Raw genomic sequence first — 11,941 nt, forward strand, 5'->3', positions numbered from 1 at the left:
CGCTCCTTCCGGCGTTCGGCTGCCGCTCATAGATTTCTGACCATGACTTCGCAGCTCATCACCCCTGCCGCCGCCGCCCCGGTCCCCGCCACCGCGACCAATCCGGTGCTCCGCGTACCGCCGGCCGCCCCTGCCGAGGCGGCCGCCCACTTCGGCGCCTCACTGGCCTTCCATGCCGATGTCTCCGACGTCGCCGCCGCACTCGCGGCCGACGGTGATCCCGGCTTCGTCCTCCTCGACTCCCGCTCCACCGCATCCTGGGACCAGGGGCACATCCCCGGCGCGGTGCACCTGCCGACGGCGCTCATCGCCGAACAGGCGCGGGAGTTGCTCGACCCCGCCGTGCCGGTCGTGACCTACTGCTGGGGGCCCGGCTGCAACGGCGCCGCCCGGGCCGCGCTCGCGCTCGCCGAACTCGGCTACCGGGTCAAGGAGATGCTCGGCGGATTCGAGTACTGGGCCCGTGAGGGCTTCGCGTTCGAGACCTGGCAGGGGGAGGAACGGCGCGCCGCCGATCCGCTCACCGCACCGGCCGACGCGGACGACTGCGGTTGCTGAGGCACTGAGGTGCCGGCACCGGCCTGCCCGGACCTCGGTCCGGGCAGGCCGCTGCCGCTTCTTGGCTCAGAGCTTGGACAGCTCGTCGACCAGGTCGTCCAGGCCCAGCGGACCCTGCGACAGGGCCGCCATGTGCCAGGCCTTGAGATCGAAGGCGTCGCCGTGCGCCGCCCGGGCGTTCTCCCGGCCGAGCAGCCAGGCGCGCTCGCCCAGCTTGTACCCGATGGCCTGCCCCGGCATCGAGAGATAGCGGGTCAGCTCGCTCTCCACGAAGTCGGCGGGCCGCCCGCTGTGCTTCCCGAAGAACTCCTGGGCCAGCTCCGGCGTCCAGCGCTCACCCGGGTGGAAGGGGGAGTCCGCCGGGATCTCCAGCTCCGCGTGCATGCCGATGTCCACGATCACCCGGCAGGCGCGCATCATCTGCGCGTCCAGATAACCGAGCCGGCGCTCCGCGTCGGGCAGGAAGCCCAGCTCGTCCATCAGCCGTTCCGCGTACAGCGCCCAGCCCTCGGCGTTGGCGCTGACGATGCCGATCGACGCCTGGTAGCGCGACAGGCTCTCGGCGACGTGCGCCCACTGGGCGAGCTGGAGGTGATGGCCGGGAACGCCCTCGTGGTACCAGGTGGAGACCAGGTCGTACACCGGGAAACGCGTCTCGCCCATGGTCGGCAGCCAGGTGCGGCCGGGACGCGAGAAGTCCTCGGAGGGGCCCGTGTAGTACGGAGCCGCCGCGCCGCCCGGCGGGGCGATGCGGGACTCCACCCGGCGGACCCGCTCGGCGAGTTCGAAGTGCGTGCCGTCGAGCGACTCGATCGCCTCGTCCATCAGGCCCTGAAGCCACGCCTGGACCTCGTCGACGCCCTCGATGTGGGTGCCGTGCTCGTCGAGATGGGCCAGTGCCTCCCAGGGACCGGCACCCGGCAGCACCTTCTCGGCCTCGGCCTTCATCTCGCCGAGCAGCCGGTGGTACTCGGACCAGCCGTACGCGTACGCCTCGTCGAGGTCCAGATCGGTGCCGTTGAAGTACCGCGACCAGCGCGCGTAGCGCTCACGGCCCACCGTGTCCGGCTCGCCCTCGATCGCGGGGGCGTACACCTCGCGCATCCACTGCCGCAGATCGTCCAGCGAGCGGGTGGCCTGTGCGGCGGCGTCGTCCAGGTCGGCGCGCAGGGAGTCCGGTCCGGCGGCGGCGAAGTCCCGGAAGAATCCCGACGTGCCGTCGCCGACCCACTCGTCGAGCTGGCCGATGAAGGTGGCCGTGGCACGCGGACCGCCGTACAGCTTCCGCTCCAGACCGAGCGCGAGGGACTCGCGGTAGCCGGCCAGCGCCGCCGGAACCGCCCGGAGCCGCTCGACGACGGCCGCCCAGTCCTCGTCCGTCTCGGTCGGCGTCACCGTGAACACCTCACGGATCGAGTGCGCCGGGGAGTGCAGATTGGAGACGGCGCGCAGCGCCTCGTCGGCTTCGTGGACGGCGAGTTCGGCCGTCAGCCGTTCGCGCAGGAGACGCCCGCAACGGCGCTCGGCGTCATCGGCCGCACCGGGCAGCCGCTCCGCGCGGTCGAGCCGCGCGAGGGTGTCCCGGGCGAGGGCGGCCAGCGCCTCCTGGCCTGCGGGGGAGAAGTCGGGAAGGCGGCGCGAGCTTGCCTCGACACCCAGATAGGTGCCGGAGATCGGGTCGAGATCGATGAGTGCGTCGACGTAGGTGTCGGCGACCTGGCGGGGCAGCGCGCTGCTGGGAGAGTCTGACATGGGAACATCCTCGTACGGGGAGGGCCTCCGCGTCACCATCAAACGGCACCATGGGCCTGACTCCGCCCCTGGCCCCGGCCCTGCGCCTGACCGGTGTCGGCGGTTCGGCCCGCCGGCGGCAGCAGCGGGCCGCACTCCCACTGCTGGAAGATCAGCCGTGTCTCCACCCGGGCCACCTCCCGGCGCGAGGTGAACTCGTCGAGGACCAGCCGCTGCAGGTCGGCCGTGTCGGCCACGGCCACATGCACCAGATAGTCGTCGGGGCCGGTCAGATGGAAGAGCGCGCGGGACTCAGGCAGCGACCTGATCCGCTCGACGAACGGGCCGATGAGCTCCCTGCGGTGCGGCCGCACCTGCACCGACAGCAGGGCCTCCAGACCGCGGCCCAGCCTGGCCGGGTCCAGCCGCAGCTGATGGCCGAGAATGACGCCTGTGCGGCGCAGCCGGGTCACCCGGTCCAGACATGTCGACGGGGCGACCCCGACCTCGGCCGCGAGTTCGCGGTACGTGGTCCGGGCGTCGTTCTGCAACAGCCGCAGAATGTGCAGATCCACCGTGTCGAGAGCGACGGAATCGGTCATCCGCCGAACGTAGCACGGGGTTTTCGCCGATCATCCCGGTCGCTGTTCAGAGTGGAACCATGGACACCGAATCCTCGATGGCGCCCTCCACCACCCCCTCCAGGGCGCTGGCCACCGAAGCCGTGCACGCCGGACGCGACGACCTCGCTGCTCTCGGCCTCCACGCCCCGCCGATCGACCTGTCCACCACCTACCCCTCGTACGACTCCCGGGGAGAGGCGGAGCGGATCGACGCGTTCGCCACCACCGGCGCCCGGCCGGACGGGCCGCCCATCTACGCCCGCCTGGACAACCCGACCACCGCCCGCTTCGAGACGGCCCTCGCCCGGCTCGAAGGGACCGCGAGCGCCGTCGCGTTCGCCAGCGGCATGGCGGCCCTGACCGCTGTCCTGCTGGTGCGTGCGAGCATGGGGCTGCGCCATGTGGTGGCGGTGCGCCCGCTCTACGGCTGCAGCGACCATCTGCTCGGCGCCGGGCTGCTCGGCACCGAGGTGACCTGGACGGACCCGGCGGGCATCGCCGATGCGATCCGCCCCGACACGGGCCTGGTGATCGTCGAGACACCGGCCAACCCCACGCTCGCCGAGGTCGACATCAGGGCGGTCGCCCACTCCTGCGGCTCCGTGCCGCTGCTCGTCGACAACACCTTCGCCACCCCGGTCCTCCAGCGCCCCGTCGAGCACGGGGCGCGGATCGTCCTGCACAGCGCGACGAAGTACCTGGGCGGCCACGGCGATGTGATGGGCGGGGTCGTCGCCTGCGACGAGGAGTTCGCCGCCCGGCTGCGCCAGGTGCGGTTCGCCACCGGCGGCGTCCTGCACCCCATGGCCGGCTATCTGCTCCTGCGCGGTCTGGCCACACTTCCCGTACGCGTCCGGGCCGCCTCCGCGAGCGCCGCGGAACTCTCCCGCCGGCTCGCCGCCGACCCGCGGATCGCCCGGGTCCACTACCCCGAAGTGGGCGGCGCGATGGTCTCGTTCGAGGTCTACGGCGACCCGCACCGGGTGATCGCCGCCGTGCGGCTGATCACCCCGGCCGTCAGCCTCGGCAGCGTCGACACCCTGATCCAGCACCCCGCCTCCATCAGCCACCGCATTGTGGATGAGGGAGACCGGCAGGCGTCCGGCGTCGGCGACCGGCTGCTGCGGATGTCGGTCGGGCTGGAGGACGTCGAGGACCTCTGGGCCGACCTGTGTCAGGCACTGAGCAGCGAGGAACCGGTACGCCGCGAGGCGGCCGCGCGCCGCGAACCCGTGCGCGGGGAAGTCAGTGCTCCGCCTGCTCGTACGGGGGCAGCGACCGTACCGGAGTCGCGTCCAGCCGGGCGGTGATCACGAGCGTGCCTTCCTCGATCTGGTAGTCGAGCGGCAGCGAGAGCGCGCGCATGGCGGCGACCATGCCGGTGTTGGACGCCTGGGTGACGGCGTAGACGCTCTCGCAGCCGGCCTCGACGGCGAGCGCCACGAGGCGGGCCAGCAGCTCGGAGCCGATGCCGCGTCGCTGCCAGTCGTCCTCGACGAGGAGAGCGACCTCGGTCTCGTCGCCGTCCCAGAGCAGATGGCCGAGCGCGACGAGCCGCCCGGATGCCGTCTGCACGGCCAGGGTGCGCCCGAAGCGCGGGCTGAGCAGGTGGTCGAGGTAGCGGTCGGCGTCGCGGACCGGACCGTGGTAGCGCAGCCGCAGGGTCTGCTCCGAGCAGCGGTCGTGCATGGCGCGGGCGGCTTCGAGGTCGTCGCGGTCCGCCCGGCGTACGGTGATCTCATTGCCCTCGGGCAGGGTCAGGACGTGCTCGCTGCGCGGGACACGGGGGCCGAGCCGGGCATCCAGCTCCACCAGGGCCCGCGCCCTGGCGAACTCGGTCGGGGTGAAGGGGAGATAGGGCCGCTCCACGGTGATCACACCGCCCGACGGATCACGCAGGCGCATCACCGTTTCTTCGAGCACCCCCTCGACGGGTGCGGTCTCACCGGTGGCGCGCCCGGTGATGGACACGGCCGGCAGCGAGTGGATGGTGCACCGGCCGAGCAACTGGCGCAGAGCGAGAGGCAGTTCGGCCGCGTCCAGGGCGGTACGGGTGGCGAGGCCGAGCACCCGGGTCGGAGCGTCCACCAGATCGTGGGCGTCGGCACGCTCGATCCAGGTGGAGCTGCCCCCGGCGGCGGAGATCGCCCGGGTCAGCTGCTGGGCCGGCAGCGCGGTGGGAGCACGCAGCAGGAACTCGTCGACCGTGCCCTCCGCCAGCGGGTGCGTCTGGAGGGTGAGGATGTCGATCCGGTACCCCGCCAGCACGGTGCAGAGCGCGGCCAGGCTGCCGGGGGCGTCCCGGACCGTGGTGCGCATCCGCCACAGCACCGTCTCACCGGCCTCGTCGGCCGGGCTGACGGAGCCGCTGTCAAGGACGCCCGGCCCGGACACGCCCTCGGTATCGGTGCCGGTATCCGGCGGCGGTGCGTGGCTGTGGCGCCGTGCCCACCAGGTGTGGAACCCGGCGGTCGCGGCCAGGGCCAGGGCCGAGGCCATGAGCAGATACGGTCCGTCCGGCTGGTGCCCGATCAGGTTGGCGATCGCGTCGGCGACCGCGACTGCGGTGAACAGGGCGGCAAGTTCGATCAGGTCCCGCCGCCAGTGGTGGGGACGGCGGGCACTCTTCGCGGATGTCACATCAGTCATGACATCCACTGTGACCGAGCGGTGTTGCCTGATCACGAACGCTTTGTGACCGATGGGTTAAGTGTGGATCTAGGTGTCTATCGTCTGTTTTTGGCCAGTTGTCAAGGCATTTTGCAGGAGTCGCGGGCACGAACGGTGTGTTCTGAAGGCGGGCGGATTCGGGGGAGGGCGTGCGCGGAGGCGTCTTCCCGGAGGCCCTGTTCGCGGCGGGCCCTACGGGGGGCGGCCGGGCCGTCACCCGGGCGCCCCCGGCCCGTCGCGGCCCCGTCGTCCCAGCCTCCTCGTTCCGGCCCCTGTCCGTCAGTCGGCAGGCCGGCCGCAGGCAGCCTCCAGCCGTGCCGCCTGTCGGACCAACTGGGTCGTCCCGCCGCGCGCGGCCGTCTCGGCGACGCCGGCTATCCGTCCGGTCTCCGGCGGACCGCAGCGCTCCGCGCACTCCGCGGCCACCGCGAGCAGGTCGCTGAGACCGCGAGGGGCCTGCTCGCGCGCCAGCAGGGCGGGCAGCACCGGCGCGAGCACCGACAGCACGGTCCGGTACGCACCCGTGGCCGCCGCGGTGCGGGCCGAGTCCGCCAGCCGCCCCGGCTTGACCAGCTCCTTCTCGATGAGGACGGCCAACTCTCCGCCGAGCAGCTCCGCGTCCAGCCGACCTTGGGCAGCGAGGACCAGCAGGGCGTCGACAGCGGCCAGCCGGTCCTCCGGATAGCGGGCTCCCAGCCCGTACCCCAGCGCGAGATGGACGCCCACGGCTGCCTCCCCGCCGGTCTCGGCCAGAGCGGGCAGGCACCACGCCCCTCCGCGCTGCTCCTCGACGCACGTCGTGAGGGAGGGCAGCAGCCAGGCCGCCAGCGTCTCGCCGTCCTCCGGCAGGACGGCGATCCACTGCGGGGACCGGTCGTCCCAGTGGTAGCAGCGATGCCGACCGGGGGAGTAGGGGCGTCCGAGCCAGTGAAAGGCGCGCGGGAACTCCTGCTGGACGACCAGCCGCTCCTTCGTGGTCAGCAGGACGCGCCGTGCCACGGTCATCGACCGCTGCCACCAGCCCTGCGCGACGGGCACCTCGGTCTCCACATGGGCGCGGAGCACGGGCGCCACCGGTTCGTCCGCCCGGATCCAGGCGGCCAGCCGGTCGCCCTCCGCGGTACCCAGCAGGGCGGCCCGGGCCGCGGCCTCCTCCCCGCCGGTGCGCCGGACCCGCAGCAGCGCCTGGGCGAAGTCGACCGGCCTCGGGGTGACCCCCAGCCTCTGATAGCCGCGCAGCCGCTCGACGAGCTCCAGCGGGTCGAGGGCGCCGGTGTGCCAGGTGGGCGTGGCCAGCAGGAAGGGCAGTGCGCCGGTCCGTATCTCGGCTGCCGCCTCCCACAGCCGTGCGTACACCACGCCGTCGAGCGCCGCGTGGCAGCAGGTGCCCGTCCCCGTCCACCGGGCACGCCCGTCGTGGATGGTCCGCATCGAGACCCGCCCGAGGAGCGATGCCACGACGATGTGCAGGCCGTTGAAGTTGCGGGAGAACCGCCGGTCGACCTCTTCGAGGGGAATGTCTCCGGCCCACCACTGGCCGGCCACCGCAGGCTCCATGGCCTCGGTCAGCCCGGTCCGCCCGGTGTGGGCACACCGGACCAGCCCGTCCAGGGCCTGCTCGAAGGCCGGGACGTCCCACGACCCGGTACGCAGCAGTGCCACGACTCCCTCGACGACCTCGGCGGTGGCGGCCGGCGACGGGCCGAGACGGCGGGGCTCCGGAGCGGGTGGCAGGACCTCCTCGTAGGGGGCGTCGGCCGTATCCTCGTCCAGCAGCTCGCCGAAGACGGCCAGAGCCGCCGCCCGGTGCACAGGGCCCAACTGACAGGCCGAAGCGGCGACTTCCTCTCGGATCGCCGGTGAGGCGGCGGGAAGGCGGCGGGCGACGAGCTTCAGCGCCCGCTCCTGGATGTCGGTGTCCGGATGACCGAAGGCCTCCGCGACCACGGGCAGCAGCTCGTCGGCGGCCGACGCCTCCCGGCGCAGCACCTTTCCCAGCAGCACCAGTTGGGCGCGCACCACCTTCTTCTCGGGGCGGAACAGGACCGCGCCGGAGACCTCGGCCAGCCGGCCCACCGCGAGCTCACCCCGCTCGTCGAGCCGGGTCAGCACCTCCTGAGCGTGCGCGGCCACCGTCGACGGGCCGTCCGCCGCCATGGCGGCCCAGTCGGCCACCCGCTCGGCCTCCTCCTGGGCGGTCGGTTCGAACGTGCGGAGCAGCAGCAGGCAGAACCGCAGCTCGGAGGCCTTCCCGCCCCGCAGCAGCCGGGTGACACAGCGGTCGAGCAACGTGTCCCGGTCAAGCAGGCGCTCTGTCGCGAGGGTGGCCATCGCGGCCGGCCAGTAGTCGTCCGGGGTCCGGGGGTCGACCCAGGTCACGGCCGGAGGCAGCTCCTGCATCTCCAGCAGGTGGGGCACCAGCACGTCGAGGTCCGGCTCCGCCCGCAGGACGTCGATGAGCGGTCGCTGCGGCCTCGACTGCCACCGCGTGCTGTTGACGCGGTCCGTCCAGGCCCGCACCATGCCGTCCGAGACGGGCAGCGGGCAGTCCGCCCGGCGCGCCAGCTCCGACACGAACCGGTACTCGGTCTCCGACTCGACCGCGCGGGCGGCCAGCCGCCGGGCGAGGTCGGCCAGCCAGGCCGGATCGCGGTCGGCGAGCACCTCAAGCACCCAGGGGTACGGCGAGTGGACCCAGTCACGCATTTCCCTGGCACCGATCCAGGTCGCGCAGCCCGCGGCCCCGGTGTGACAGCCCGCGCCGGCCACCAGCACAGCCTTGCGGACTCGGGTGCGCTCCCCCCACTCCCAGGCACGCGACTCCTTGCGCAGGGCCTTCAACTCGTTGAGGGCCAGCCGTTGTTCGGACCGGTCCAGCCGGGCGAGCAGGGCCGGGACATCGTCGAGACGGCCCTCGTGCACTGCGGCGAGCAGGGTCTTCATCGCACACCTCCGGCGAGCACCGCGCCCCGGCGGACCATCCGGACGGCCAGCGCGTGCTTGCACGGGCCGCGCTTGCCCCGGTAGTCGGCCCACCACTGGCACGTACAGCTCAGCGCCCCTGCCTGCTCCCGCACCTGGTAGCGGTGATCGCCCGAGTTCACCGCCGCCAGGTCGCCGTCGAGGGCCACCGCCCCTTCCTGGGCCAGCTTGCGCGCGGCCACCAGCCGGGGGTTGTGCCGCTCGGCCCGGTCCGCGTCGTACGGCAGTTCACGGTGGAAGTACGCAGCGTCCGCGAGGTCGTACCCGACCCGGCCCGCCGTTCCCAGGCGGGTGAGCGCCGCCCGCACCCGCTCCACCGGCAGGCCCGACTGCTCCGCCAGACGGGCGGGTTCGATCCGGGGTTCCCAGGCCAGGAGTACGGAGATCAGCTCCGCATCCGCCGAGGCGTCGTCCGTGGCCAGCGCCTCCAGCACCCCGCCCTCACCGGAGAATCCGCGCGACGCATCGGGGGACAGGGTCAGGGTGAGCCGCATTCCGGGGAGCACCACCTCCCAGGCGCTCGCCGTCGCCACACCGTCGGCCGGGGGCCCGTACACCCGCAGCGCCGTCGCGTACCGGAGGACCCGCTGCAACGTGGCGAGCCGCTCCGGTCCCGGAAGACAGACGGCACCGGACACCGGCCGCGTCGTGGGACGCAGCGTCTTGCCGGCCGGTACCACCCACCGGGCGCCGCGCGAGGCCTGGCCCGACGCGCGGGGCAGGGAGCGCAGGAACCGTACCGCCTCCGCCGCCGGCAGTTCGGCCCGCAGATCGAAGGAGGCGGAGGCCACCTGCGCCTCGGCGAACCCCCGCAGCCACCGGTCCGGCAGCGGCACCTTCTTCTCCACGACGGGCCCGTCCAGCGTCGTGACGGCCATCTCCTTCGGCCCCACTCGCAGATGCAGCGGATCACTGCCCGCTATCCGCGAAAGGGCCTCCCTGAGCGGATTGTTCACATCGACATTGGTGGTGCCATGACCCGTCTCGGCACCCTCCAGCCCTTCGCCGAGCACATCGAGCCGTGCGTACACCCCGCAGCACCCGGAGAACGACTCGAACCGCAGGCGGTCGCCGTTGCCCGTCACCACCGGGTCCAGCGACGACAGCAGCGTCCGCTGGTAATAGCGCGCCGCCGCCACGTCGGCCACACAGAGCAGCCCGCGTGCGGCGACGTGCGGAGCGGCGAGAAACCCCTCGAAGAACCGGGGATGAGGCTCGGCCCCGCGAGGGGTGAGGCCCCCCGCGGTCTCAAGGCCGAGCAACTGCCCGGCCTGCGACGATTCCAGGGCGGACGGACGTGAGTAGGCCAAGGCCTGCACGGTTCGGGTCATGAATAAAACCGTAGAACCCACCACTGACAATCGGTCCTGCCGAGCGGTGGGCCCCAGGAGCCGGGCAGGTCACTTGCGGCTCCAGAACACGAACGCCTTGAGGGCCTGACCGACTTCGGCAATCACGGCGGCCCTGTCGGAGCCCTCGACACCGTCGAGGGTGATGTGGAGCGCCCAGATGAACGTCGCGCATACGGCGACGACGACAAACACCATGGCAGCCAGCACCCACGCGAAGGCAGCCGGGGACAGAGCGAGGATTTCAGCGAAACGAGACATCGAGGCGGACCCTTCACCGTCACGACGGAGGCCCCGAAAAGAGGGCATGCTCCGTTGCAGTCGTGCGACCAGCAAGCTTGTGTCGGTGTTGCTTCGACACATCCACGTGGGTCCGCGCCCGTGGTGGCGCCCAGGACCGGGTCCTGGTGTGCACACAAAGTGCCATGGCAACGAGGCGCCGGTCAAGCGAATTTGTTGCGCGGCGAGGGCATCGACGCCGTCGGCCCCGCTCAGGCGCTGCCCCGCCCCGCCTCGGCCAGTCGGCGCACTCCTCGGACGATCTCCGCCGGCGCGAGGTGCGCGTAGCCGAGTACGAGGCGGACGCAACGGTCGCGCGGGCGGGCGGTTCCGCAGTCGCTGAGCAGGCGCAGTGCGATCCCGGACGCGGCCGCGCGGGCGGTGAACGCGGCCTCGGGCCCGTACCGCGCGGGCAGTCGCGCGATGATGTGCAGGCCCGCCGCGATGCCGCTCACCTCGGTGCCGGGGAAGTGCTCGGACAGGGCCGAGGCCAGCACGTCGCGGCGTTCGCGGTAGGCGCGCTGGCAGCGCCGCAGTTGGCGGTCGTAGCCGCCGCCCGTGATGAATTCGGCGAGCACCGCCTGGTCGACGGCCGGGTTGCCGAGGTCCATCGTCCGCTTCCGGGCGACGAGTTCGTCCGTCATCGACGCAGGCGCGATCAGCCAGCCCAGTCGCAGCCCCGGGGCCAGGGACTTGCTCACCGAGCCGGTGTACGCGACGTGTTCCGGGTCGAGACCCTGGAGCGCGCCGACGGGAGCACGGTCGTAGCGGAAGTCGCCGTCGTAGTCGTCCTCCATGATCACCCCGTCCGTCTGCCGGGCCCAGTCCAGAAGGCGGCTGCGCCGGGCTGCGGAGTACGCGATTCCGGTGGGGAACTGGTGGGCCGGCGTCGTCACGAGGGCGCGGACGCCCGAGCGCACCAGCGGTGCGACGGCCAGCCCCTCGTCGTCGAGCGGCAGCCGGGCCGTGCCGAGCCCCGCCGAAGCGAAGAGCGCGGCGTGCTCGGGACTACCGGGATCCTCGACGCCGACCGTGCGCGTCCCACGGCCGTGCAGCACGAATCCGAGCAGCGTCGTCGCCTGAGCCACCCCGGAGACGACCAGCAGGCGCTCCGGGGCGGCGACCACCCCGCGACGCCTGGTCAGCAGGGCGGCGAGGGCCGTCCGCAGTTCCGGAAGGCCCCGGGGGTCGGGGTAGCCGAGCGCGCTGTGCGGCAGCCGTCCGAGCACCGAACGGTGAGCGGCGGCCCAGGCGCTGCGGGGAAAGAGCGAGAGATCCGGTGTGCCGGGCCGGAAGTCGACCACGGTGTCGCGGGCGCGCGGCGCGAGATCGCGGGCATTGCCCGCCGCCGCGCGCGCCGACCCGCTCACCCAGGTCCCCGCGCCACGCCCGCTGCGCAGATAGCTCTCGGCGGTCAGCTGCTCATAGGCCTCGGTCACCAGGCCCCGGGACACACCGAGGTCGGCGGCCAGTTCGCGGCTGGACGGCAGCCGGGTGCCCGGCACCAGACGGCCCGAGCGGACCGCCTCGCGCAGCGCCGACTGCAGGGCGCGGCCCCGGCCGCGCACCGGGGCCGCTGCCGCCGGGAGCAGCAACTCCCAGGCCGCGGAGACCGACTCCAGGGCCGTACGGCCACCGTCACCGCCACCTCGCGGACCGGCCGGATCGCGCGGATCGGCCGGACTGCTCGGATCAGCCGGATCGGTCGAATTGGTCCCCGAAGACGTCATGAATGTGGACCTTAAACCG

Annotated in this window: 9 protein-coding genes; 2 read left to right on the plus strand and 7 right to left on the minus strand. The window is 72.8% G+C overall.

Annotated features, from left to right (window positions below):
• The first annotated feature begins 42 nt into the window (after window positions 1-42).
• Window positions 43-558 (plus strand): rhodanese-like domain-containing protein, encoded by a 516-nt coding sequence (locus tag RLT58_RS31000; protein ID WP_311313659.1) that lies wholly within the window; start codon window positions 43-45, stop codon window positions 556-558.
• Window positions 559-624: 66 nt separating this feature from the next.
• On the opposite strand, the gene RLT58_RS31005 is transcribed toward RLT58_RS31000, so the two are convergent.
• Complete coding sequence (locus tag RLT58_RS31005) at window positions 625-2,310, minus strand: DUF885 domain-containing protein (RefSeq protein WP_311313660.1); 1,686 nt, start codon at window positions 2,308-2,310, stop codon at window positions 625-627.
• 38 nt (window positions 2,311-2,348) lie between these two features.
• Window positions 2,349-2,891 (minus strand): Lrp/AsnC family transcriptional regulator, encoded by a 543-nt coding sequence (locus tag RLT58_RS31010; protein ID WP_311313661.1) that lies wholly within the window; start codon window positions 2,889-2,891, stop codon window positions 2,349-2,351.
• A 59-nt stretch (window positions 2,892-2,950) separates the two neighbouring features.
• On the opposite strand from RLT58_RS31010, the gene RLT58_RS31015 reads away from it, so the two are divergent.
• A complete protein-coding gene (locus tag RLT58_RS31015) occupies window positions 2,951-4,222 on the plus strand; it encodes a trans-sulfuration enzyme family protein (protein ID WP_311313662.1) in 1,272 nt (423 codons plus the stop codon).
• On the opposite strand, the gene RLT58_RS31020 is transcribed toward RLT58_RS31015, so the two are convergent.
• The 5 genes from RLT58_RS31020 to RLT58_RS31040 form a co-directional block, all read right to left on the minus strand.
• The gene (locus tag RLT58_RS31020; RefSeq protein WP_311313663.1) at window positions 4,158-5,561 is read right to left on the minus strand and encodes a GNAT family N-acetyltransferase; all 1,404 of its coding nucleotides are present in this window, start codon (window positions 5,559-5,561) and stop codon (window positions 4,158-4,160) included. The two genes, RLT58_RS31015 and RLT58_RS31020, sit on opposite strands and share 65 nt — an antisense overlap.
• A 300-nt stretch (window positions 5,562-5,861) precedes the next feature.
• Window positions 5,862-8,525, minus strand: coding sequence for a DUF7824 domain-containing protein (locus tag RLT58_RS31025; RefSeq protein ID WP_311313664.1), 2,664 nt, complete (start codon window positions 8,523-8,525; stop codon window positions 5,862-5,864).
• On the minus strand, window positions 8,522-9,895 hold the full coding sequence (locus RLT58_RS31030; protein ID WP_311313665.1) for an SWIM zinc finger family protein: 1,374 nt from the start codon (window positions 9,893-9,895) through the stop codon (window positions 8,522-8,524). Before RLT58_RS31030 ends, RLT58_RS31025 begins: the two co-directional genes overlap by 4 nt.
• A 69-nt stretch (window positions 9,896-9,964) precedes the next feature.
• The gene (locus RLT58_RS31035; protein ID WP_311313666.1) at window positions 9,965-10,174 is read right to left on the minus strand and encodes a hypothetical protein; all 210 of its coding nucleotides are present in this window, start codon (window positions 10,172-10,174) and stop codon (window positions 9,965-9,967) included.
• A gap of 230 nt (window positions 10,175-10,404) precedes the next feature.
• On the minus strand, window positions 10,405-11,922 hold the full coding sequence (locus RLT58_RS31040) for a MocR-like pyridoxine biosynthesis transcription factor PdxR (protein WP_311313667.1): 1,518 nt from the start codon (window positions 11,920-11,922) through the stop codon (window positions 10,405-10,407).
• Window positions 11,923-11,941: the final 19 nt, after the last annotated feature.

Source organism: Streptomyces sp. ITFR-16 (assembly GCF_031844705.1).
Classification (GTDB): Bacteria; Actinomycetota; Actinomycetes; order Streptomycetales; family Streptomycetaceae; genus Streptomyces.